Below are 23,723 nucleotides of genomic sequence, written 5' to 3' on the forward strand. Positions count from 1 at the left end.
AGGGGTGTCCGACGGCACGCACCTAGAGTTGACGCATGAGTCAGTGGTGGCGCGACGCCGTCATCTACCAGGTGTATCCGCGGTCCTGGGCCGACGGCGACGGCGACGGCGTCGGAGACCTCCGGGGGATCACCTCGCGCCTGCCCCACCTGGTCCATCTCGGCGTCGACGCGGTGTGGTTGTCCCCCTTCTACGTCTCGCCGCAGCACGACGCCGGCTACGACGTGGCCGACTACCGCGACGTCGACCCGCTGTTCGGCTCCCTCGACGACTTCGACCGGCTCGTCGCGCGTGCCCACGACCTCGGCCTGCGGGTCATCGTCGACATCGTCCCCAACCACTCCTCCAGCGAGCACGTCTGGTTCCGCCAGGCGCTGGACGCTCCCCCCGGCAGCGACGAGCGAGCCCGCTACGTGTTCCGCGACGGCCGCGGGGCGGCCGGCGACCAACCGCCCAACAACTGGACCAGCATGTTCGGCGGTCCCGCCTGGACCCGGGTCACCGAGGCCGACGGCTCGCCCGGTCAGTGGTACCTGCACCTGTTCGACACCACGCAGCCGGACTTCGACTGGACGAACCCCGGGGTGCGCGCCGAGATGGAGTCGGTGCTGCGGTTCTGGCTCGACCGGGGTGTCGACGGCTTCCGCATCGACGTCGCGCACGGACTGGTCAAGGCTCCAGGCCTGCCCGACGCCGATCCCGTCGACCCGGACGCGCCCACCGCGCTGCAGCCGATGTGGGACCAGCCCGGCGTGCACGACGTCTACCGCAGCTGGCGCCGGCTGACCGACTCGTACGCCGTGCCCGGGCAGGACGCCGACCGCATCCTGTGCGCCGAGGCCTGGGTGGAGCCGCCGGAGGCCCTCGCCCGCTACGTGCGGTCCGACGAGCTGCACCAGTCGTTCAACTTCCACTTCCTGCTGACGCCGTGGAACGCCGACGAGCTGCGCGCCTCGATCACGGAGTCGCTCGCACCCGCCCAGGCGGTCGGGGCGCCGCAGACCTGGGTGCTGTCCAACCACGACGTCGTGCGTCACGCGAGCCGTCTCGGACGCGCCCACGTGACCACGTCCGTCGACACCAGCGGCATCGGCGTCGGCGACCCGCAGCCCGACGCCGTGCTGGGGCTGCGACGCGCACGGGCCGCGACGGCCCTGATGCTCGCCCTGCCCGGGTCGGCCTACCTGTACCAGGGCGAGGAGCTGGGACTCCCGGAGGCCACCGAGCTTCCCGACCACCTGCGGCAGGACCCCACCTGGGAGCGCAGCGACCACCGGGTGAGGGGACGCGACGGGTGTCGTGTGCCCGTGCCCTGGCAGTCCGGCTCGCCCGGCTTCGGCTTCGGACCCTCCGGGGCCACGTGGCTGCCGCAGCCGGCGGTCTACGGCGAGCTGGCACCCGATCGACAAGTGGGGGTGGAAGGGTCGACGCTGGAGCTCTACCGGCACCTGCTCGAGCTGCGGCGGACGCACCGCCTGGGCCGCGGCACCGTCGAGTGGCTCGAGTCCGGTCCGGGGGTGCTGCGGTTCCGCAACGGTGACGTGACCGTGGTCGCCAACCTGGGCGCCCGTGACGTGGCCGTCCCCGAGGGCGCGGTCGTCCTCGCCTCCTCGCAGTCGATCGACGCAGCGATTCCTCCCGACGTGACGGCCTGGCTGGTCGACTGACGGCACCCGAGCCTTGCGCCGCTCGACGACCCGGTCTACGTTCGATGGGCGGTGTGGCGCGAGTCACACGTCCGGACGAACACCTTGGGGAGGGTCGCATGGGTCAGCCATCACGACGAAGGACCGGACGTCGAGGGCGGCGCCTCGCGGCAGGCCTCGCGACCGCGGCCCTCGGTGCGTCGATGCTCGCCGCCTGCGGCTCCGACAGTGGCAAGGCAACGCTCAACTGGTACATCAACCCCGACGGCCAGGACACGCTCAACCAGCTGGCCAAGGACTGCAGCACCGACCAGTACGACATCGCGATCCAGCTGCTGCCGGCCAGCGCCACCGACCAGCGCACGCAGCTGGCACGACGACTCGCCGCCGGGGACAGCTCCACCGACCTGATGAGCCTCGACCCCGTCTTCGTGCCGGAGTTCGCCAACGCCAAGTGGCTCGCTCCCTTCACCGGCGACGCTGCCGACCAGGTGCTCGACGACGACGTCCTCGCCGGCGCGGCCGACACGGTCCGGTGGAACGACCAGGTCGTCGCGGCACCGCAGTGGGCCAACACCCAGGTGGTGTGGTTCCGCAAGTCGTTGGCCCAGGCCGCCGGCCTCGACATGAGCCAGCCGGTCACCTGGGACCAGATCATCAAGGCCGCCTCGAGCGAGGGCGGCACGGTCGGTGTCCAGGCCAACAAGTACGAGGCGTACGTCGTGTGGATCAACGCACTCATCCAGGGCGCGGGTGGCAACATCCTCGACCCGGCGACGGTCGAGGACGGCAAGGACGCCAAGGTCACGATCGACTCCCCCGCCGGCGAGGACGCCGCCAAGGTGATCGCCGAGCTGGCCGACTCCCAGGCCCGCCAGGCCGACTTCACGACGTCCAACGAGGGCACCAGCCTCGGACAGATGTTCCCCGCCGACGGTCCGGGCGAGTTCATGACCAACTGGACGTTCGTCTACAAGAACTACGAAGGCCTCATCGGCAAGCCGGGCGGTCCCACCGACCAGCAGGAGTTCGACGACCTCGGCTTCGCCCGCTACCCGCAGACCGTCCAGGGCGAGGAGTCCAAGCCCCCCATCGGCGGCATCGACATCGGCGTGGGCGCATTCTCCAAGCACCCGGACTTCGCCCAGCAGGCGGCCATCTGCGTCACGAACGCCAAGGCCCAGACCGCGCTGGCGGTCAACGAGGGCCTGATGCCCTCGCGCAACTCGGTGTACGACTCGTCCGACCTCAAGGACGCCTACCCCGCCGACCTGCTGCAGCTGTGGCGCGAGAGCGTCGACAGCGGCGGCCCGCGCCCCAAGAGCGCGTTCTACAGCCAGATCTCCAGCGCGATCCAGTCACGCTGGCACTCGCCCACGTCGGTGGGACCGGACACCCCGGCGAAGTCCGCGTCCTTCCTCAAGGACGTGCTGAGCGGAAAGGCACTGCTGTGACCGCCACCCTCGACGCACCTCACCCCCACGCCGCGCAGAAGCCGCACGACTCCGACCGCGCCCGCGCCGAGAACGCGCTCGCCCGCCGCCTGGTGGCGCCGGCCATCGTGCTGATGCTCATCGTCACCGCGTTCCCCATGCTGCGGGCGCTCTATCTGTCGCTGTTCGACTACTCGCTCACCGCACCCGCCGACCGCGAGTTCGTGGGCCTGTCCAACTACGTCACGGCCCTCAGCGACCCGCTGTTCTGGCGCGACACCGGCAACACCGTGATGATCATGATCGTCACCGTCGCCGTCGAGCTGGTCATCGGCTTCGCGTTCGCGATGGTGATGCACCGGGTGATCTTCGCCCGCGGCGTCATCCGCACCTCGATCCTCATCCCCTACGGCGTCATCACGGTCGTGTCGGGCTTCGCGTGGCAGTTCGCGTTCTCCAACACCAACGGCTTCGTCAACGGCTGGCTGCCGTTCTTCGGCGACGACTTCAACTGGTTCGCCGGCTACCAGTCCTCGATCGTGGCGATCATGGCTTCCGAGATCTGGAAGACCACGCCGTTCATGTCGCTGCTGCTGCTGGCCGGACTGGCCCAGGTCTCCGACGACATGCTCGAGGCCGCCAAGGTCGACGGCGCCACCTGGTGGCAGCGCCTCTACAAGGTGATCCTGCCCAACATGCGCGCCGCGATCATGGTCGCCGTGCTGTTCCGCGCACTGGACGCCTACCGCATCTTCGACAACATCTTCGTGATGACCGCCGGCGCGAACGGCACCGAGTCGATCTCGTTCCTGACCTACAGACAGGTGATCGAGCAGTTCCAGCTGGGCATCGGGTCGGCGCTGTCGGTGCTGCTGTTCCTGTCCGTGCTCGTGGTCGCGTTCGTGATCGTCAAGCTGTTCAAGGTCGACCTGGCCGCGGCACGGCAGGAGGGCTGACGTGAACAAGGACCTGAAGAACACCATCGGCACCGGCGTGGGCGTCGCCCTGATCCTCACCTGGTGCCTGCTGCCCGTGGCGTGGATCATCTCGCTGTCGTTCAAGAGCCAGGAGGCCGTCACCAACGGCAGCCCCGGTTTCTTCCCCTCCAGCGGAGGTGGCGCCGGCTTCTCCAACTACGCCGACGTCCTGCAGAACAGCCAGTTCCGTCGGGCGATCTTCAACTCGATCGGCATCTCGCTGACCGCCACGATCCTGTCGGTCATCCTGGCCACGCTCGCCGCGTACGCGGTGGCCCGGCTGGAGTTCGCCGGCAAGAAGTTCGTGCTGACCATCGCCCTGGTGATCGCGATGTTCCCGGTGGTGTCGCTGGTCGGACCGCTGTTCGACATGTGGCGCACGTTCGGCATCTACGACACCTGGCCCGGCCTGATCATCCCGTACATGAGCTTCACCCTGCCGCTGGCGATCTGGACCCTGTCGGCGTTCTTCCGCGAGATCCCGTGGGAGATGGAGCAGGCTGCGCAGGTCGACGGCGCCACGTCGTGGCAGGCCTTCCGCAAGGTGATCGTGCCGCTGGCCGCGCCCGGCGTGTTCACGGCCGCGATCTTGACCTTCTTCTTCGCGTGGAACGACTTCGTGTTCGGCATCTCGTTGACGTCCACGGAGCGCGCGCGCCCCATTCCCGCCGCATTGTCGTTCTTCGTCGGTGCGGACCCGTTCAACCGGCCGGCGTCCCTGCTGGCCGCGGGTGCCGTGGTCGCCACGGTTCCCATCGTCGTCCTCGTGCTGTTCTTCCAGCGCAAGATCGTCGCCGGCCTGACCGCCGGCGCAGTGAAGGGTTGATCTGATGGCCGCCATCGAGATGAAGCACATCGTCAAGAAGTACGGAGACGGGTTCCCGGCCGTCAACGACGTCAGCATCGACGTCGCCGACGGGGAGTTCATGATCCTCGTCGGACCGTCCGGCTGCGGCAAGTCCACGCTGCTGCGCATGATCGTCGGCCTGGAGGACATCACCGACGGCGACATGATCATCGGCGGTGAGCGGGTCAACGACCTCGCCCCGCGCGACCGCAACCTGTCGATGGTGTTCCAGAACTACGCCCTCTACCCGCACCTGACGGTCTACGAGAACATCGCGTTCCCACTGCGCCTCGCCAAGCGACCCGAGGCCGAGATCGATGAGAAGGTGCGCGAGGCCAGCAAGACGCTCGACCTCGACGAGCACCTCGAGCGCAAGCCCTCGAACCTGTCCGGCGGCCAGCGCCAGCGCGTCGCCATGGGCCGCGCCATCGTGCGCGAGGCCAAGGCCTTCCTGTTCGACGAGCCCCTGTCGAACCTCGACGCCAAGCTGCGCGGCCAGATGCGCACCGAGATCGCCCGCCTGCAGAAGAAGCTGGGCATCACCACCGTCTACGTCACCCACGACCAGACCGAGGCCATGACGCTCGGCGACCGGGTCGCGGTCATGAAGCGCGGCGTCCTGCAGCAGCTGGCCAGCCCGCGCGAGCTCTACGAGCAGCCGGTCAACCTCTTCGTCGCCGGCTTCATCGGATCACCGCCGATGAACTTCCTGCCCGCCACCGTGGAGGGCGACCAGGTCACCCTGCCGTTCGGCACGTTCACGCTGCCCGCGGACAAGGCCGAGCGCACCGCCGGCAAGGGCCTGCTGATGGCCGGCATCCGCCCCGAGCACTTCGAGGACGTGTCGGTGCTCCCGGACTCGGAGGTCGACTCCTCGCAGACGTTCAAGGCGCACATCGACGTGCGGGAGTGGCTGGGCGACCAGCAGTACGCCTACGTCCCCTACGAGGCCGAGCAGCAGGTGCAGGACCAGCTGCGCGAGCTCGCCCGTGAGGCCGACGGCGACTCCCTGCGCACGCAGCTGGTGGTGTCGCTCGACGCGAACAGCAAGGTCACCGAGGACGACGACGCGACGCTGTTCATCGACACCTCGCAGATGCACCTGTTCGATCCCTCGAGCGGGGAGAACCTCACCGTCGGTCTCTGACCGGGTCGGGCCTACTTGCGACGCCGGCCCTTCTTGACCGCCTCGAGCACCTCGGCGTTCCACTCGTGCTCGCGGATGAGGCGGTAGCGCTCGCAGGCGACGCGCAGGAAAGCCTCCGCGGGGCGTTCCTTCTCGCCGCGCACGCCGGCCTCCTCGATCATCTCGACGACGGGCACGAACTCCTCGTCGTACCACCGCTGCGCCATCGTCGCCTTGTCCATGTAGGCGCCCTCGGCGTGCATGGTGCGGGCCGCCCACGCCTCGACCGCCTCGGCGATCTGGCCGTACTGCTCGGGCACGTCCACGGCGACGGCGGCCCGCGCCTCACCGGTGAAGGGCACCCGCTCCAGCATCAGGCGCCGCCAGAACTTGACGTCGAGACTCGATCGCGCGCCGATGTCGACCGGCGTCAGCAGGGTGTCGATCGCGGTGATGCGTGCCTCGATGAGCTTCTCCCCCATGCTGCGGGCGACCGAGACGCGGTGGTGTCCGTCGCGCACGAAGTAGTGCTCGCCCACGCCGTACACGTCGATCGGCGGGATGACCTCGCCGGTGCGGGTGGCGCGCGCCAGGCGTTCCCACCGCTCGCGGCTGCGCGCCGACGTGGGGCGGAAGCGACGGTCGAAGTCGCGTTCCTTGTCGACCGATCCGATGATCGCGTCCAGCTCGATCACCTTGGTCCCCGCGTAGTGCTCGCCCCGACGCCCCAGCGCCGCGACGACGTCGTCGAAGGACATCGACTGCACGACGTCCTCGCGGCTGCCCCGCAGCCGGGCGGCCAGGCTGGAGAGCACCTGGTGCCGCCGAGCCTTCATGAAGTCGCTCTCGGCGTCGACCCTGGGCGATCCTGAGCTGCTGACCATCTCAGGCCGCCTCTCCGAGCTCGAGCACGGTCCACGGGATGACGTTGCGGACCGTCGTGTCACCCAGCTGCCGATCGGGCTTGACCATGCCGTGCGGGTGGATGTGCCCATGCAGGTGCCACGTGGGCCGCAGCGCCTCGATCACGCCGTGCAGGGCCGAGATGCCGGTGTGCGAGGGGTCGGGCTCGTCGCCGACTCCCAACGGCGGGGCGTGGGTCAGGAGGATGTCGACCCGCGAGCCGTCGGCACCCTTCACCAGGCGCCGGGCCCGCTTGTCGTACTGCCGCTGGGTGAACTGGTGCTCGCCGGCGTTGTAGCGGACGCACCCGCCCAGGCCGGCCACCCGCAGACCGGCGACCTCGACGACCCGCTCGTCCACGTTGAGCGTGCCCCGTGGCGCCGCGCCCGGCACCTGGCTCGCCGGCGGCTCGTGGTTGCCCGGGACGTAGGCGGCTGGGACGCCCAGCAGCTCCACGAGGTGCTCCACGTAGTCCCATGGCAGGTCGCCGGCCGCGACGACCAGGTCGACCTGCAGGTCCCGCGCCCGCGACGGCATGGCGACGACCTCCTCGTCGGCGACCGCGAGCACCCGCACCATGCCTCGACGATACTCGCGACGGCGGGGCTACTCTGCACGCATGGTCCGCATCCTGGTGGTCGAGGACGACGACGACATCCGGGCCGGCCTCGCCCGCGCCCTGACCCAGCAGGGCGTCACGGTCGCTGCCGTCGCCCGGGGCGGAGACGCGCTCGGGCGACTGACCGAGTTCCAGCCCGACGCCGTGATCCTCGATCTCGGCCTGCCCGACCTCGACGGCGCCGACGTGCTGGCGATGATCCGCTCGCTCGGCGACGTGCCGGTGCTGGTCGCCACGGCCCGCGACGACGAGCGCGAGATCGTCCGGTTGCTCGACGGCGGCGCCGACGACTACGTGATCAAGCCGTACTCGGCCGCGCAGGTGCTGGCCCGGGTGCGCGCCGTGCTGCGGCGCAGCAGCGCCGACGCGCCGGCAGCCGACTCGATCGTCCGTCTCGACACGCTCGAGATCGATCCGCAGGGCCGCGAGGCGCGGCTCGACGGCTCGCCCCTGGTTCTCACGCGCAAGGAGTTCGACCTGCTGCTCTACCTGGCGCAGCGGCCCGGTCAGGTGGTGTCCAAGCGCGACCTGCTGGCCGACGTCTGGAACATGCCGTGGGGCGGGGGCGACAGGACCGTCGACGTCCACGTGTCCTGGCTGCGCCGCAAGCTCGGCGAGTCCGCGGCCGAGCCTCGCTTCCTGCACAGCGTGCGCGGCGTGGGCATCAAGATGGTCGATCCGTCATGACCCTGCGCAGCCGGATCCTGCTGCTCGCCACCGGTCTGACGGCGCTGGTGCTGATCCTGTTCGCGGTCCCGCTGGCGATCGCGTTGCGCCAGTCCTCGACCGACCGCGCCGTCCGGGAGACCGAGTACGTCGCGCAGGGCGTGGCCGACTACCTGACCACGAACGCCTACAGCGCCACCCAGGCCGAACGCTACGTGGATCGCGTCAACGAGCGTTCCTCCGCGCAGATCACCGTCCTGCTGCCGGACCGCACCTCGATCGGCGCCGCCCTCCCGGCCGACGTCCCCGCCGATCGCGATGGGCCCAGGCGCGACGAACGCGACGAGGAGTCCGACGGGTCCGGCGACGGAGACCGCGACAACCTCGGCCAGGTCTCCGCGCCCCGCGCCACCCGGGTCAGCGACGGCTGGGTGGTCGACCTGGCGGCCACCAGCACGTCCGGCCGCGCCGTGGTGCGCGCCTACGTCAGCGACACCGCCGTCGAGGGCGAGGTGCACGAACGATGGTTCGTGATCGGCGCGGGCGCGATCGCCCTGCTGGTGCTTGCCGCCGTGGGCGCCGAGGTCGTGTCTCGACGACTCACCCGGCCCCTGGTCGCGACCGCGGCCACCGCCGCAGATCTCAGCGCCGGACGCATGGAGGCCCGGGCGCCGGTCGACGGAGCCCGCGAGATCGCGCAGGTCTCGAGCGCGTTGAACCAGCTGGCCGACCGGATCGAGGACCTGTTGGCGTCCGAGCGCGAGACCATCGCGGACCTGTCGCACCGCCTGCGCACACCCATGACCGCGATCCGCCTCGACGTGGAGGCGCTGCCGCCCTCGGACCGGGCCGACGAGCTGGCCCGCCACGTGAGTGCGCTCGAGCGCACCCTGACAGCCGTGATCAAGCACGCCCGCGAGCCGCAGGCGCAACGCGACAAGCGCACGTGCGAGCCCCGCGCCGTGCTGCTGGACCGCGTGGCGTTCTGGACGCCGCTGGCCGAGGACCAGGGCCGCCAGGTCACGATCGACGACCCGGACGCACCGATGCAGGTGGCCTGCACGCCCGACGAGCTCGCGGCCGCCCTCGACGCGTTGCTCGAGAACGTGGTCGCCCACACCCCCGAGGGGACGCCGCTGCGCGTCGAGCTGCGCGCCACCGACGACGGGTGCGAGATCGACGTGGTCGACCACGGGCCCGGCGTGCCGCTCGGGGCGACACGGCGCGGTCGCAGCGATCGCGGCTCCACGGGTCTCGGCCTGGACATCGCTCGCAGCTGCGCGGAATCGACCGGCGGCCGCCTCGACGTCCTGTCGGACGACGCGGGCACGCACCGGGTGCGTCTGTCACTGGGTTCCCCGCACGCACGACGCTGACAGGGTCCACACAGGGACATTTGACCTGCATTTGACGAGCGGCTGAGGCGCCCGTGACGCGCTGGCGACCACGCTGGGGACATGAGCACCTCACACCCCCGGACCTCCTTGGCCGCCCGCACCCGCAAGCACTTCGCGTCACTGGCCGCCACCGGCATCATCATGACCGCCGCACTGACCGCGTGCGCCGGCCTCGACGACCAGTCGAGCAACGCGACGACCCCCACGATCGACATCCCCTCGTCGTCCGGCACCACCCGCGCGCCCAGCACCACCTCGCCCGGCACCACCTCGCCCGGCACCACCTCGCCCGGCACCAGCGGCCTGACGGCTCCGAGCCCGCAGGGCGGCCACTCCGGTTCGAGCAACGGCTCATGAACGCCTCCACCACGTGGGACGACTGGTCCTGCACCGTGCGCGTCACCGTCGCCCGGGAGGAGGCCCTGGCCGCGGCCAAGCAGCACGTGATCGCCCTGATGGCCGACGTCGCACTGGCTGCCGACCGATTCTCGGCCCACTCGGGAGTGTCACGGATCAACGCGTGCGCCGGACGCCTCGTCCCGGTCAGCCGTCGCACGATCGAGCTGATCGACGTCGCACTCGACGCCGCCCGTCGGAGCAACGGTGCGGTCGATCCGACCGTCGGGGCGTTCGTCTCGGCGGCCGGCTACGACCGCGACATCGTCGCCGTGCGCGGCCGGCTCGTCACACCGACGAGCATCGACGACACGCCATCCGCCGACTGGACCGCGGTGCAGATCGACCGCACCCTGATGCGGGCGGGCGTGCCGGCCGGGATGGCTCTCGACCTGGGTGCCACCGCGAAGGCCTGGACCGCCGACACCGCGGCCCGGACCATCGCCCGCGCCTGCGGGACGGCGGCACTGGTCGAGATCGGCGGCGACCTCAGCGTCAGCGGGACGGTCACGAGCCCCTGGCAGATCGAGGTCGCCGAGGTCCCCGCGGCCCTCGAGGCCCTGACCCCCGCCCAGCAGATCGGGCTCGAGCACGGCGGTCTGGCGACGTCGACGACGGCCGCGCGCCGCTGGCGCACCCCGGTCGGCGAGGCCCACCACGTGATCGACCCACGCACGGGTCGTCCGGCCGACGGGCCGTGGCGCACCGCCACCGTCTGGGCGCCGACCGCCGTGCAGGCCAACACCGCGAGCACGGCAGCGATCGTGCTCGGCGACGACGCCGTGGCCCATCTCGAGCAGCTGGGTGTCGCTGCCCGGCTGGTCGACCGCGAGAACCGCGCCCGCACCGTGGGCGACTGGCCCACCGTCTCCGAGGCAGCCTGATGACCATCTGGTACCTGGCGCGGGCCACCGGCCTGGTCGCCCTCATCGCGTTCACCGTCGCCACCGCACTGGGGGCCACGGCCTCGCGGACGTCGACCGACCAGTCCGCGCCCGCGCTGGACCGCCGCTACCTGACCCAGATGGCTCACCGGTCCGCGGCGGTGCTGGGACTCGCCCTGCTGGCGCTGCACGCGACCCTGATCGTGATCGACAGCTACGTCGACGTGTCGATCCCGTCGGTGTTCGTACCGTTCACCAGCGGCTATCGCCCGCTGGCCATCGGCCTCGGGACCGTGGCCCTGTACTCGTTCGCCGTGGTGAGCGTGTCGGGCGCCTTGCGTGGCCGTCTGGCCACCTCGGCCCGTGCTGCGCGGCGCTGGCGCGTCGTCCACCTGGGCGCCTACGTCGGATGGGCGTTGTCCATGGGGCACGGCGTGCTCGCGGGGACCGACACCGGCGCCCTCTGGTCGACCGCGATCTACGTGGCCTGCGGCGTCATGGTGCTCGCTGCACTGGGCATGCGTTTGCTGCAGCGCCGCACGCCACAGATCTCGTCCCTGCACTCCGCACGCACCCTCGTCAGGAGCTCGTCATGACCACCATGTTCACGCCCGGCACGACTGCTCCGACCGTCCTGGGGACACCTCGACTGCTCGCCGGCGTGCCCGAGCTGGGCCGGGTCGGCCGGGCCGACCACCTGCGCATCCACGGGCGCCCGGTCGCCCGTCGCCGGTCCTGGCTGATCGGCGCCCTGCGCGACGTCAACCTGCTCGGGCGCGGAGGGGCCGGTTTCCCGATCGCCACCAAGCTCGAGTCGACGCCGGCCGGGTCGCACGTGGCCGTGCTGGTCAACGGCAGCGAGGGCGAGCCGGCCAGCCGCAAGGACCGCACCCTCATGACCACCGCACCCCACCTGGTCATCGACGGGGCCGTCGTCGTGGCCGCCGCCCTCGGCACGTCGCACCTCACCATCAGCATCCACGACCGCGGCGCCCACGACGCCATGGTGCGCGCTCGTGACGAGCGCGACGACGCCGGCGGGGTGCAGATCGTCTGGACCGACGACGGGTTCGTGGGCGGAGAGGTCCGGGCCGTGATCAACGGGCTGGGCGGCGCACCTGCCGTCCCCGGCGGCAGGCGGGTCCTCCCCCACGTCCGGGGATTGCACGGACGGCCCACCTTCGCGTCCAACGTCGAGACCTTCGCGCACGTCGCCCTGCTGGCACGCCTCGGCGTGGCCGAGTACGCCCACACCGGCTCCGGCGACGAACCCGGCACCAGCCTGGTCACCCTGCTCGGCGACGCGGCGCACCCCGGGGTCGTGGAGGTGCCCAACGGCGTGCCGCTGTCGGTCCTTCTGCCCGGGGATCCGGCCCCCGCCCTGATCGGCGGGTACCACGGCACCTGGGTGCCGTCGGTGGACGGACTCGTCCTCGACCGCACCGCCCTGCGCGCGGCCGGCACCCCGCTCGGCGCCGGTGTGCTGGCTCGTCCGTTCCCCGGCACCTGCATCGTCGAGGACGTCGTCCGGGTCGCCCGGTGGCTGGCCGCCGAGTCAGCCGGGCAGTGCGGCCCCTGCTTCTTCGGGCTGCCGGCGCTCGCCGACGACCTCGCGGCGCTGGCCTCTGGCGCCGGGCCCGAACGCACCGCATCGGCGCTGCGACGGCTCGAGCTGGTCAAGGGCCGCGGAGCGTGCGCGCACCCCGACGGATCGGCCATGTTCATCGGATCGGCGCTGCGGGCGCTGGCTCCCGAGCTCGAGCTGCACCGCCGACACGGGACGTGCGGACGGCCGCCGGCACGTGTCCTGCCGGTGCCCAGCACGGTCGGAGGCCACTCATGAGGACGCGACCCCGGAGGATCGACGTCGACTGGACGCGCTGCGACGGCCACGGCCTGTGCTCTCGCCTGCTCCCGGAGCAGGTCACTCTCGACGAGTGGGGCTTCCCGGTCATCGACGGGACCGAGCTGACGCCCGACCTGGTCTCGGCCGCACGCCAGGCCGCCATGGCGTGCCCGGCACTGGCCCTGCGGGTCACCTCGGGGTGATGCGTCGGCGCGCCGAGCGCCTGCGAGGATGCCGACATGCGTGCGGTGATCTTCGATTCCTTCGGGGCCGACCCGGTGGTGGCGGAGGTTCCCTCTCCCACCTGCCCTCCTGACGGCGTCGTGGTGTCGGTGGAGGCGACCGGGCTGTGCCGCAGCGACTGGCACGCCTGGCAGGGCCACGACCCGGACGTCCGGCTGCCCCACGTGCCCGGTCACGAGCTGGCCGGCACGATCCTCGAGGTCGGGCCCGACGTCGCCACCTCCTGGCTGCCCGGGGACCGGGTGACGACACCGTTCGTGCTCGCCTGCGGTGACTGCCCCGAGTGCCGTCGCGGTGATGCCCAGGTGTGCCGCCACCAGCTGCAGCCCGGCTTCACCCACTGGGGGTCCTACGCCGAGCAGGTCGCGCTGCCGCGAGCCGACGTCAACCTGGTGCGCGTGCCGGACGCCGTCGACATCGACGTGGCCGCCGGACTGGGATGCCGCTTCGGGACCGCCTACCGCGCGGTGACGGAGGTCGCTCGGGTGCAGCAGGGCGAGACCGTCGTGGTGCACGGCTGCGGTGGCGTCGGCCTGGCGGCGATCATGATCGCCGTCGCGGCCGGGGCGCGCGTCATCGGCGTCGACCCGTCGGAGGCCTCACGCACCCTGGCCCACGAGCTGGGCGCCGAGACCGCCGCGCCGGACCAGGCGGCCACCATCAGCGACGCCGACGTCGCGCTCGACTGCTTCGGGTCGCGTCAGGCGCTCGCTGCCTCGGTCGCCTGTCTGCGACCCCGCGGACGGCACGTGCAGGTGGGCCTGCTGGCCGGGGAGCACGCCTCGCCCGCCGTCGACATGGGACGGGTGGTCGGCGGCGAGCTGCAGCTGCTCGGCAGCCACGGCATCGCCGCAGCCTCCTACCCGGGCATGCTCGCGATGGTCGCCGACGGCACCCTCGACCCCGCGCGGCTCGTGCGCGACACGATCGGGCTCGACGACGCCCCGGCGCGTCTGGTCGGGCTCAGCGAGCCCGGCAGCGGAGCCGGTGGCGTCACGATCATCAGGCCCACGTAGGCGGGGCGCGGTCAGCCCTGCTCGGCTTCGCGGGCCCACCGGGCCTTGTCGTCCTCGATGCGCCGCCCGAGCAGGTACGCGCTGATCCACAGCACGGCGAACATCGCCCCGACGAAGAACATCGGCGGGCTCAAGAACCCCAGCGCGACGGTCGCGACCTGGCACAGGTGCCCGACCACGTAGGCCCACGGGCGCCGCAGCAGCCCGGCCGTGAGCAGGCAGACCAGGGCGAGGCCGAGACCGAGCGGAAGCGCCACCTGCTTGTCGACGTCCTCGACGGTGATCAGCACCGGGACCGAGAGCGCCACGATGATCGCCTGCAACGTCAGCATGGCCGCACACATGCCTCTCACACCCTTACTCCCTTCGTTCCCGGGCCGGTCACGCGGAGTCCTCGGGCAGCCCGCCGAACAGCACGCGCGCCTCGCCGACCATGACGACCGATCCGGTGACCAGCACGCCTCCACCGCCGATCTGGTCGCTGAACCCCTCGGCCGAGTCGGTCAGGGTGATGGCACGTTCGAGTGCGTCGTCGAGCCGGGACGCGACGGTGACCCGGTCCTCGCCGAACAGGTCGGAGGCGATCTCGCCGAGCTCGGCGGCCGGCGTGGAGCGCGACGAGCTGCTCTGGGTGACCACGACGTGGGCCAGCACCGGCTCGAGGAGGCGCAGCATCTCGTCGGCGTCCTTGTCGGCCATCACGCCGACCACGCCGATGAGCGGGCTGAGGTCGAAGGCATCCTGCACGGCGTCGATGGCGGCCTGCGTGCCGTGCGGGTTGTGGGCCGCGTCGAGCAGCACCGTGGGGCTGCGTCGCACGATCTCGAGCCGGCCGGGCGAGGTGACTCGCGCGAAGGCCGCACGCACGAGGTCGGGGTCGAGCTCGCGACCGGCCGAGAACGCCTCGACGGCGGCCAACGCGTACGCCGCGTTGTGGGCCTGGTGGGCGCCGTGCAGCGGAAGGAAGATGTCGTCGTACCGGCGCGCGGTCATCTGCAGGTCGATCTGCTGCCCGCCGACGGCGTTGACCCGAGAGGCGACGCCGAAGTCGACGCCCTCGCGCAGCGGCGTGGCGCCGACCTCCATCACCCGCTGCATCAGCACGTCCAGCACGGCCGGTTCCTGCTCGGCGATGACGACGGCGGCACCGGGCTTGATGATGCCGGCCTTCTCCGTGGCGATGATCTCGGGACGATCCCCCAGGTACTTGGCGTGGTCGACCGCGATCGGCGTGATCACGGCGACCTGTCCGTCGGCGACGTTGGTGGCGTCCCAGGTGCCACCCATGCCGACCTCGACGACGGCCACGTCGACCGGGGTGTCGGCGAACGCCGCGTAGGCCATGGCCACCATCATCTCGAAGTACGACAGCGGTGGTCCGCCCGCGCGGACCGACTGCTCGTCGACGATCTGGGCGTACGGAGCCACGTCGGCGAACGCCTCGACGAACAACTGGTGGCTGAGCTGCTCTCCGTCGATGCTGATGCGTTCGGTCATCTGCTCGAGGTGCGGGCTGGTGAAGCGTCCGACGCGCAGGTCGAGGGTGGTGAGCAGCGAGTCGATCATGCGGCTGGTCGAGGTCTTGCCGTTGGTGCCGGTCAGGTGCACGACGGCGAACGCGCGCTGCGGGTCGCCCATCAGGTCGCAGATCGCACGGATGCGATCCAGCGACGGTTCGAGCCGGGTCTCGGGCCAGCGCCCGAGCAGCGACTGCTCGACCTCGCCATAGGTGGGATTCATCGCGCCCAGTATCGCAGCACGCCGGAGTGGCCCCCGGGGCGCCACGGGTGGCGCGATGTCCGAGCGTTCCGCCACGATGTACCCATGAATCGCAACGTGGCCGGCTGGGTCACTCATCACTGGGCCAAGTGGGTCGTCCTCGTGCTCTCCCTGATCTTCGTCGGCGCCATCGGTGGCACCTTCGGACCCAAGCTCACCGAGGTCCAGGACAACGACATCGCGTCGTTCCTGCCCGGCAACGCCGAGTCCACCCAGGTCATCGACCAGTCGGCCAAGCTCGGCGCCGACCCCGACGCCATCCCGATCATCGCGCTCTACGTGCGCGACAGCGGCATCACCGCCGACGACATGGCGCGCGTCGCCGCCGACAAGGCCAAGATCGCCGAGGTCGACACGGTCCGACCCGACATCGCCGGGCCCATCCCCTCCAAGGACGGCAAGGCACTGCAGCTGATCGTCACGTTCTCGATCGGCAGCGACGGGTTCGAGAAGCTGCCGGTGGTGGTCGACGACCTGCGCGACATCGTCTCCGCCGGTCCGGACGGCCTCGACACCTATCTGGCCGGGCCCGGCGCGTTCGGCGCCGACCAGGCCGAGGCGTTCTCGGGCATCGACGGCGTGCTGCTGCTGTCGGCGCTCGGCATCGTGTTCGTGCTGCTGGTGCTCACCTACCGCAGCCCCATCCTGTGGTTCATCCCGCTGCTGTGCGGCGTCTTCAGCGTGTTCACCGCCCAGGGCTTCGTCTACCTGCTGGCCAAGTACGCCGACCTCACGGTCAACGGGCAGAGCGCCGGCATCCTCAGCGTGCTGGTGCTCGGCGCGGGCGTCGACTACGCGCTGCTGATCGTCGCGCGCTACCGCGAGGAGCTGCACAACTTCGAGGACCGCCACGAGGCCATGGCGCACGCGCTGCACCGCGCCGCACCGGCCGTGCTCGCCAGCGGCGCCACGGTCATCATCGGCCTGCTGTGCCTGACGTTCGCCCAGCTGAACTCCACCAGCGGCCTCGGCCCGGTCGCCGCGGCCGGCATCGCCATGGCGCTGCTGATGATGCTGGTGCTGCTGCCGGCGCTGCTCGTGGTGTTCGGCCGGTGGGTGTTCTGGCCGTTCATCCCGAGGTTCGGCACACCGACGTCCACCGAGTCCGGTCTCTGGGCGCGCGTCGGCAAGCGCATCGAGAGGGCCCCGCGCCTGGTGTGGGTCGCCACCACGGTGGTGCTCGTCGGCCTGTCGTTCGGCGTGCTGCAGCTCAACGCCACGGGTCTGAGCAACGCCGACACCTTCACCACCACGCAGCCGTCGGTCACGGCCGACGCCGAGCTGTCCAAGCACTTCCCCAGCGGCGAGGGCTCGCCGGTCCAGGTCATCAGCACGGCCGACGGCGCCAAGGAGGTCGCGGTGGCCCTGGGCAGGACCCAGGGCATCGAGTCCTCGAGCGTCGAGGTGGTGGCCCAGAAGGACGGACTGGCGCTGATCCAGGGAACGCTCACCTCGCCGTCGGACTCCGCCGAGGCCTTCGACACCATCGAGCGCGCCCGCGACTCCGTCGGTGCCGTGCCCGGTGCCGACGCCATCGTCGGTGGCCAGACCGCGATCAACAAGGACGTGCAGGACGCGTCGAGCGCCGACAACAAGCTGATCATCCCGATCATCCTGATCGTCGTCGTGATCATCCTGGCCCTGCTCCTGCGGGCGGTCGTGGCGCCGATCGTGCTGCTGGCCACCGTGGTGCTGTCGTTCGCGGCAGCCCTCGGCATCAGCGCCCTGGTGTTCCGACACGTGTTCGGGTTCGCCGGCGCCGACTCGTCGTTCCCCCTGTTCGCGTTCGTGTTCCTGGTCGCGCTGGGCATCGACTACAACATCTTCTTGATGACCCGCGTGCGCGAGGAGGCGTTGAAGGTCGGCACCCACCGCGGAGCGCTGATCGCGCTGGCGGCCACGGGCGGCGTCATCACGTCGGCCGGACTGGTGCTGGCGGGCACGTTCGCGGCGCTCGGATCACTGCCGATCGTGTTCCTCGCCGAGCTCGGCTTCGCCGTGGCCCTGGGCGTGCTGCTCGACACCATCATCGTCCGCTCGGTGCTGGTCACGGCGCTCAACATGGACCTCGGCCGGTGGATGTGGTGGCCCAGCAACCTGTGGCGCACCGACGGCGACCAGTCCGCAGCGGGGCACGTCAACCACCTGGCCGACGCCGCCCACCCGGCCGATCCGGTCGCCGACACCGGGGAGCCGCACCACAAGGCCTGATGCGGCGGGTGGGCCGAGCACGCAACGCCCGTAGACTCGCTCCTCGTGAACAGCGTTCCCGAGAAGCCCGTCCTCGAAGGTCTCGAAGCCACCTGGTCCGCCCGCTGGGCCGAGCAGGGCACGTACGCCTTCGACCGCACCAAGACCCGCGACGAGATCTTCTCGATCGACACGCCTCCCCCGACGGTCTCGGGCTCGCTGCACGTCGGCCACGTGTTCAGCTACACGCACACCGACCTGATCGCCCGTTACCAGCGCATGAGCGGCAAGGAGGTCTTCTACCCGATGGGGTGGGACGACAACGGCCTGCCCACCGAGCGCCGGGTGCAGAACTACTTCGGTGTCCGCTGCGATCCCTCGCTCCCCCACGACCCCGACTTCACGCCGCCGGCCGAGCCCGACCCGAAGCGTCAGGTGCCGATCAGTCGTCGCAACTTCATCGAGCTGTGCAACCAGCTGGTCGAGGAGGACGAGAAGGTCTTCGAGAAGCTGTGGCGCACGCTCGGCCTCAGCGTCGACTGGGAGCAGACCTACACCACCATCGGCGACGACGCCCGCGCCGCCAGCCAGCGCGCGTTCCTGCGCAACCTCGCGCGCGGCGAGGCGTACCAGCAGGACGCGCCCACCCTGTGGGACGTGACGTTCCAGACCGCGGTCGCCCAGGCCGAGCTCGAGGCCCGCGAGTACCCCGGCGCCTACCACCGCGTGGCGTACCACCTGCCCGACGGCTCCACGGTGCACGTCGAGACCACACGCCCGGAGCTGACCGCCGCCGCGGTCGCGCTGATCGCGCACCCCGACGACGAGCGCTACAGCCATCTGTTCGGCACCACGGTCACGTCGCCGATCTTCGGCGTCGAGGTCCCCGTGATCGCCCACACCGCCGCCGACCCCGAGAAGGGTTCGGGCATCGTGCACTGCTGCACCTTCGGCGACCTGACCGACGTGCAGTGGTGGCGTGAGTTCTCCTTGCCCAACCGGACCGTCATCGGCCGCGACGGCCGCATCCTGCCCGACGTCCCCGAGTGGATCGCCACCGACGCGGGTGTCGCCCTGTACGGCGAGCTGGCCGGCAAGACCACCTTCACGGCACGCGAGCTGATGGCCAAGGCGCTCGCGGAGTCCGGCGACCTCGACGGCGAGCCCACGCCGACCCAGCGCATGGCCAACTTCTTCGAGAAGGGCGACAAGCCGCTGGAGATCGTGTCGACCCGCCAGTGGTACCTCACCAACGGCGGCCGAGACGCCGACCTGCGCACCGCGCTCGTGGCGCGCGGCGACGAGATCGACTGGGTGCCGGGCTACATGCAGTCGCGCCTGACCAATTGGATCGACGGTCTCAACGGCGACTGGCTGGTGTCGCGCCAGCGGTTCTTCGGTGTCGCGTTCCCGGTCTGGTACCGCCTCGACGCGGCCGGCGAGCCCGAGTACGACGACCCGATCCTGCCCGACGAGTCGGCCCTGCCGGTCGACCCGGCCGCGGACGCGCCCACCGGCTTCGAGGAGTCACAACGCGGACAGCCGGGCGGCTTCATGGCCGACCCCGACGTGCTCGACACCTGGGCCACCTCGTCACTGACTCCCCAGATCGCCTGCGGCTGGGAGCGGGACCCTGACCTGTTCGAGCGCACCTTCCCCATGGACGTGCGCCCGCAGGCCCACGACATCATCCGTACCTGGCTGTTCTCCACCGTCGTCCGCTCGCACCTCGAGCACGGAGCGGCACCCTGGAGCCACGCGACGATCTCGGGCTTCGTGGTCGACCCCGACCGCAAGAAGATGAGCAAGTCCAAGGGCAACGTCGTCGTCCCCGACGAGATCCTCGACACCTACGGCGCCGACGCGGTGCGCTGGCGAGCCGCGGGTGCGCGACCCGGCACCGACTCACCGTTCGACGAGGCCCAGATGAAGGTCGGGCGGCGTCTGGCCATGAAGGTGCTGAACGCCAGCAAGTTCGTGCTCGCCGCCGAGGACCAGTACGGCCTCGGCGCCGGGATCGAGGACCTCGACCCGAGCCGGGTCACCCAGCCGCTCGACCGGTCGATGCTGCAGCGGCAGCGCGCGGTGATCACCGAGGCCACGGCGCACTTCGAGGCGTACGACTACACCTCGGCGCTGGAGGTGACGGAGAAGAACTTCTGGGACTTCTGCGACGACTACCTCGAGCTGGTCAAGGAGCGGGCGCGCCGGGCCGACGAGACCGGCGCCAGCGCCCGCAGCGCCTTCGCCATCGCCCTGTCGGTGCAGCTGCGCCTGCTCGCGCCGTTCCTGCCGTACGTGACCGAGGAGGTCTGGTCGTGGTGGCAGACCGGCTCGATCCACCGGTCGGCCTGGCCCACGCTGGACGACATCGCCACCGCGGAGGCCGACGCCGACCTGATGCCCACGGCCGCCACGGTGCTCGCCGGGATCCGCGGGGCGAAGTCCACCGCCAAGGTGGGCCAGAAGACCGAGGCCACCCTCGTCGAGGTGTCCGGCACCCAGGCTGCACTGGATCTGCTGGCACTGGCCATCGACGACGTGCGGGCCGCCGGCCGGGTCACCGGCGAGGTCAGCACGCAGGTGAGCGACGGTGATCTGACGGTCGAGGCCACCTTGGACCTACCGACCTGACATCCTCGGTCGGGCACAATCGGGACCTTCGACATCAAAAGTCCACAAGAACCCACAATGTTCTTGACAAAACCACACAATCGGGCATTTGATGGGGGCGTGATGCAGTTCACAACGCGGTGACGCCGCGCTACCCGAGGAGACCTTGATGTCCAACTACACGCCCACGGCCGCGGGAACGGGCGCCCGCGCCACGATCCAGAGATTCGGTGCGCACCTCGCCGGCATGGTGATGCCGAACATCGGCGCATTCATCGCGTGGGGCCTCATCACGGCCCTGTTCATCCCCACCGGATGGACCCCCAACGCCGACATGGCCAACCTCGTCGGCCCGATGATCATCTTCCTGCTCCCCCTGCTGATCGGCTTCACCGGCGGCAAGATGGTGCACGGCCACCGCGGCGGCGTCGTCGGCGCCGTGGCCACCATGGGCGTCATCGTGGGCACCGGCGCCATCCTCAGCGCCGACTACGAGGGCGCGACCCCGATGTTCCTCGGCGCCATGATCATGGGCCCCCTCGGCGGCTTCGCCATCAAGAAGTGGGACGACGCCGTCCACGGCAAGATCAAGCCCGGCTTCGAGATGCTGATCGACAACTTCTCGGCCGGCATCATCGGTGGCGCGCTCGCGATCGTGGGCCTCAAGGGCGCCGGTCCGATCGTGCAGTGGCTGACCGACCGTCTCGGCGAGGGCGTCGACCAGCTGGTCGAGCGCAACCTGCTGCCGCTGGCCTCGATCATCATCGAGCCGGCCAAGATCCTGTTCCTGAACAACGCGATCAACCAGGGCATCCTCACCCCCCTCGGCGCCATCGACGCCCAGGAGTCGGGCAAGTCGATCCTGTTCATGCTGGAGTCCAACCCCGGTCCCGGCCTGGGCATCCTGCTGGCCTACATGTTCTTCGGCCCGCGCCTGCTGCGCCAGAGCGCTCCCGCCGCGATCATCATCCAGTTCCTCGGCGGCATCCACGAGATCTACTTCCCGTACATCCTGATGAAGCCGAAGCTGGTCCTGGCGGTCATCGCCGGTGGCATGGCGGGCGTGATGACCTTCCAGCTCACCGGTTCGGGTCTGGTGGCCTCACCGTCGCCGGGCAGCATCTTCGCCTACTTCATCCAGACGCCCAAGGGCTTCGGCAACTACGCCGGCATGATCGCCGGTGTGTTCATCGCCGCCCTGGTCTCGTTCTCGGTCGCCTCGGTCCTCATGGGCTTCGGCCGCAACGCTGACGCCGAGGAAGAGGCTCTCGAGGACGACATGCAGGAGGCTGGCACCGCATGAGCACCATCGACGCATCGCAGATCAAGAAGCTCGTCGTCGCGTGCGACGCGGGCATGGGCAGCAGCGTGATGCTGGCCAGCACGCTCAAGGGTCAGCTCAAGAAGTCCGGAGTCACGGTCGAGCACACCCCGGTCGTGTCGATCCCCGATGACGCCGACGTGGTGATCTGCCACCAAGGCCTGGCCGACCGGGCCAGGGCCACGGCCCCCGACACCCCCGTGATCCCGTTCCAGATCTTCCTGGGAGACCCGGCGGTCACCTCGCTGGTCAAGAAGATCTTGATGGGCAAGGGGGAGGTCAGTGGCTGATCTTCTCGGCCCCGAGGCCGTCGCGCTCGGCGCGGCGGCCTCGTCGGCCGAGGAGGCCATCCGCATCACCGGCGGCGTGCTGGTGCAGATCGGCGCGGTCGATCCGTCCTACGTCGACGCCATGCTCACTCGGGAGCAGTCGGTGTCCACGTTCATGGGCGAGGGCGTCGCCATTCCGCACGGCACCAACGAGAGCAAGGGCGCGGTGAAGCGCGATGCGCTGTCGTTCGTGCGCTTCCCCGACGGTGTCGACTGGAACGGCAACGACGTGCGCATCGCCATCGGCATCGCCGCCACCGGCGACAACCACGTGGGCATCCTGTCCCAGCTGGCCATGACGCTGGTCGACCCCGAGAAGGCCAAGATCCTGCGCGAGGCCGATGACGCCGACACGATCATCGCCTTGCTCCAACCCGAAGAGGAGTCCGACTGATGAAGGTGGCGCGCTTCTACGCCCCCGGCGACCTGCGGTACGAGGACGCTGACGAACCGACGCCCGGTCCCGGGGAGGTCAAGATCAAGGTGCACGCCTGCTCCACGTGCGGCACCGACGTCAAGATCTTCGGAGCGGGGCACCAGAACCTGCACCCGCTCCCCCGTGTCATCGGTCACGAGATCGCCGGCGAGGTGGTCGAGGTCGGGTCCGACGTCAACGACACCTACGGGTCGTCGTGGGCGCCGGGAGATCGCGTCCAGGTGATCGCGGCCGTCCCGTGCGGCGACTGCGACGAGTGCACGCGCGGACGCATGTCCGTGTGCCCGAACCAGGTGTCCATGGGCTACCAGTTCGACGGGGGCTTCGCGGAGTACATGATCGTGCCGCGCGAGGTGCTCAAGGTCGACGGCCTGAACCGCATCCCGGACGGCCTTTCGTACGCCGAGGCCTCGGTGGCCGAGCCGTTCGCGTGCGCCATCAACGCCCAGAAGCTGGCGCGGGTCGGCGAGGGTGACGACGTGGTCGTCGTCGGGTCCGGTCCCATCGGGTGCCTGCACGTGCGGCTCGCGCGAGCCAACGGCGCCCGCCGGATCACCCTGATCGAGCTGAACCGTGGACGCCTCGAGCAGGCTGCCGACCTGGTGAAGCCGGACGAGACCATCTGCGCCGGCGAGGTCGACGTGGTCGAGGCCGTCATGGCCATGACCGGCGGCCGCGGCGTCGACGTCGCCATCACCGCCACGGCGGCGGGCATCGCCCAGGAGCAGGCCGTGCAGTACGCGGCCCGACAAGGCCGGATCAGCTTCTTCGGCGGCCTGCCGAAGGACAAGCCCACGATCAGCCTGGACTCCAATCTCGTGCACTACCGCGAGCTGACGATCGTCGGCGCGAACGGATCGAGCCCGGCGAACAACAAGGACGCCCTGGACCGCATCGCGTCCGGAGCGGTCCCCGTCAAGGACTTGATCACGCACCGCTTGCCGCTGAGTGATGTACTGAAGGCGATCGAGATCGTCAAGGGCGGCGAGGGCATCAAGGTGACCATCGAACCGCACGCCTGACCAGCGACGACTCGGTCCACCGGACCACGAAGGG

Annotated in this window: 23 protein-coding genes; 19 read left to right on the forward strand and 4 right to left on the reverse strand. The window is 70.5% G+C overall.

All coding sequences use genetic code 11. From position 1 onward, the window contains the following. The first annotated feature begins 35 nt into the window (after positions 1-35). From AC0L5F_RS04885 to AC0L5F_RS04905, 5 genes are all read left to right on the forward strand, one after another. Positions 36-1,667: a glycoside hydrolase family 13 protein gene (locus AC0L5F_RS04885; protein ID WP_473315510.1), complete on the forward strand. Its 1,632-nt coding sequence runs from the start codon at positions 36-38 to the stop codon at positions 1,665-1,667. A 98-nt stretch (positions 1,668-1,765) separates the two neighbouring features. Then, positions 1,766-3,100, forward strand: coding sequence for an extracellular solute-binding protein (locus tag AC0L5F_RS04890; protein ID WP_473315511.1), 1,335 nt, complete (start codon positions 1,766-1,768; stop codon positions 3,098-3,100). Beyond that, on the forward strand, positions 3,097-4,035 hold the full coding sequence (locus AC0L5F_RS04895) for a carbohydrate ABC transporter permease (protein ID WP_473315512.1): 939 nt from the start codon (positions 3,097-3,099) through the stop codon (positions 4,033-4,035). Before AC0L5F_RS04890 ends, AC0L5F_RS04895 begins: the two co-directional genes overlap by 4 nt. Position 4,036: 1 nt before the next feature. After that, complete coding sequence (locus tag AC0L5F_RS04900; RefSeq protein WP_473315513.1) at positions 4,037-4,882, forward strand: carbohydrate ABC transporter permease; 846 nt, start codon at positions 4,037-4,039, stop codon at positions 4,880-4,882. Positions 4,883-4,886: 4 nt separating this feature from the next. Then, positions 4,887-6,050, forward strand: a complete 1,164-nt coding sequence (locus AC0L5F_RS04905; protein ID WP_473315514.1) for an ABC transporter ATP-binding protein — start codon at positions 4,887-4,889, stop codon at positions 6,048-6,050. An 11-nt stretch (positions 6,051-6,061) separates the two neighbouring features. Here the strand turns inward: AC0L5F_RS04905 and AC0L5F_RS04910 are convergent, their stop codons facing one another. Further along, positions 6,062-6,913 (reverse strand): ParB N-terminal domain-containing protein, encoded by an 852-nt coding sequence (locus AC0L5F_RS04910; protein ID WP_473315515.1) that lies wholly within the window; start codon positions 6,911-6,913, stop codon positions 6,062-6,064. 1 nt (position 6,914) lies between these two features. Next, complete coding sequence (locus AC0L5F_RS04915; RefSeq protein ID WP_473315516.1) at positions 6,915-7,511, reverse strand: metallophosphoesterase family protein; 597 nt, start codon at positions 7,509-7,511, stop codon at positions 6,915-6,917. 40 nt (positions 7,512-7,551) lie between these two features. Between AC0L5F_RS04915 and AC0L5F_RS04920 the strand changes: the two genes are divergently transcribed. From AC0L5F_RS04920 to AC0L5F_RS04955, 8 genes are all read left to right on the forward strand, one after another. Next, entirely contained in the window at positions 7,552-8,238 is a 687-nt protein-coding gene (locus AC0L5F_RS04920; RefSeq protein ID WP_473315517.1) for a response regulator transcription factor, read from the forward strand. Next, positions 8,235-9,593 (forward strand): sensor histidine kinase, encoded by a 1,359-nt coding sequence (locus AC0L5F_RS04925; protein WP_473315518.1) that lies wholly within the window; start codon positions 8,235-8,237, stop codon positions 9,591-9,593. The genes AC0L5F_RS04920 and AC0L5F_RS04925 overlap by 4 nt, the downstream gene beginning before the upstream one ends. An 81-nt stretch (positions 9,594-9,674) precedes the next feature. Further along, positions 9,675-9,971, forward strand: a complete 297-nt coding sequence (locus tag AC0L5F_RS04930; RefSeq protein WP_473315519.1) for a hypothetical protein — start codon at positions 9,675-9,677, stop codon at positions 9,969-9,971. Further along, the gene (locus AC0L5F_RS04935) at positions 9,968-10,894 is read left to right on the forward strand and encodes an FAD:protein FMN transferase (RefSeq protein ID WP_473315520.1); all 927 of its coding nucleotides are present in this window, start codon (positions 9,968-9,970) and stop codon (positions 10,892-10,894) included. The genes AC0L5F_RS04930 and AC0L5F_RS04935 overlap by 4 nt, the downstream gene beginning before the upstream one ends. Next, positions 10,894-11,490: a hypothetical protein gene (locus AC0L5F_RS04940; protein WP_473315521.1), complete on the forward strand. Its 597-nt coding sequence runs from the start codon at positions 10,894-10,896 to the stop codon at positions 11,488-11,490. The genes AC0L5F_RS04935 and AC0L5F_RS04940 overlap by 1 nt, the downstream gene beginning before the upstream one ends. Beyond that, positions 11,487-12,737: an NADH-ubiquinone oxidoreductase-F iron-sulfur binding region domain-containing protein gene (locus AC0L5F_RS04945; protein ID WP_473315522.1), complete on the forward strand. Its 1,251-nt coding sequence runs from the start codon at positions 11,487-11,489 to the stop codon at positions 12,735-12,737. Before AC0L5F_RS04940 ends, AC0L5F_RS04945 begins: the two co-directional genes overlap by 4 nt. Then, the gene (locus AC0L5F_RS04950; RefSeq protein ID WP_473315523.1) at positions 12,734-12,943 is read left to right on the forward strand and encodes a ferredoxin; all 210 of its coding nucleotides are present in this window, start codon (positions 12,734-12,736) and stop codon (positions 12,941-12,943) included. Before AC0L5F_RS04945 ends, AC0L5F_RS04950 begins: the two co-directional genes overlap by 4 nt. Positions 12,944-12,979: 36 nt before the next feature. Continuing rightward, complete coding sequence (locus AC0L5F_RS04955) at positions 12,980-13,999, forward strand: alcohol dehydrogenase catalytic domain-containing protein (protein WP_473315524.1); 1,020 nt, start codon at positions 12,980-12,982, stop codon at positions 13,997-13,999. An 11-nt stretch (positions 14,000-14,010) separates the two neighbouring features. Here the strand turns inward: AC0L5F_RS04955 and AC0L5F_RS04960 are convergent, their stop codons facing one another. Then, positions 14,011-14,331, reverse strand: coding sequence for a DUF4233 domain-containing protein (locus AC0L5F_RS04960; RefSeq protein ID WP_473315525.1), 321 nt, complete (start codon positions 14,329-14,331; stop codon positions 14,011-14,013). A gap of 49 nt (positions 14,332-14,380) precedes the next feature. Beyond that, positions 14,381-15,739 carry a bifunctional folylpolyglutamate synthase/dihydrofolate synthase gene (locus AC0L5F_RS04965; protein WP_473315526.1) on the reverse strand — a complete coding sequence of 453 codons (1,359 nt, stop codon included), beginning with the start codon at positions 15,737-15,739 and terminating at the stop codon, positions 14,381-14,383. Positions 15,740-15,823: 84 nt separating this feature from the next. Between AC0L5F_RS04965 and AC0L5F_RS04970 the strand changes: the two genes are divergently transcribed. The 6 genes from AC0L5F_RS04970 to AC0L5F_RS04995 all read left to right on the forward strand — a co-directional run bounded on the left by AC0L5F_RS04970 (position 15,824) and on the right by AC0L5F_RS04995 (position 23,689). After that, entirely contained in the window at positions 15,824-17,989 is a 2,166-nt protein-coding gene (locus tag AC0L5F_RS04970; RefSeq protein WP_473315527.1) for an MMPL family transporter, read from the forward strand. A 45-nt stretch (positions 17,990-18,034) separates the two neighbouring features. Continuing rightward, complete coding sequence (gene valS / locus AC0L5F_RS04975; RefSeq protein WP_473315528.1) at positions 18,035-20,602, forward strand: valine--tRNA ligase; 2,568 nt, start codon at positions 18,035-18,037, stop codon at positions 20,600-20,602. Between the two features lie 148 nt (positions 20,603-20,750). After that, entirely contained in the window at positions 20,751-21,884 is a 1,134-nt protein-coding gene (mtlA, locus tag AC0L5F_RS04980; RefSeq protein WP_473315529.1) for a mannitol-specific PTS transporter subunit IIC, read from the forward strand. Then, positions 21,881-22,192: a hypothetical protein gene (locus tag AC0L5F_RS04985; RefSeq protein ID WP_473315530.1), complete on the forward strand. Its 312-nt coding sequence runs from the start codon at positions 21,881-21,883 to the stop codon at positions 22,190-22,192. Before mtlA ends, AC0L5F_RS04985 begins: the two co-directional genes overlap by 4 nt. Then, positions 22,185-22,625, forward strand: a complete 441-nt coding sequence (locus AC0L5F_RS04990; RefSeq protein WP_473315531.1) for a PTS mannitol transporter subunit IIA — start codon at positions 22,185-22,187, stop codon at positions 22,623-22,625. Before AC0L5F_RS04985 ends, AC0L5F_RS04990 begins: the two co-directional genes overlap by 8 nt. Beyond that, positions 22,625-23,689 carry a zinc-dependent dehydrogenase gene (locus AC0L5F_RS04995; RefSeq protein WP_473315532.1) on the forward strand — a complete coding sequence of 355 codons (1,065 nt, stop codon included), beginning with the start codon at positions 22,625-22,627 and terminating at the stop codon, positions 23,687-23,689. The genes AC0L5F_RS04990 and AC0L5F_RS04995 overlap by 1 nt, the downstream gene beginning before the upstream one ends. The last annotated feature ends 34 nt before the right edge of the window (positions 23,690-23,723 follow it).

It is taken from the genome of Aeromicrobium sp. 10G20-16 (assembly GCF_055809665.1).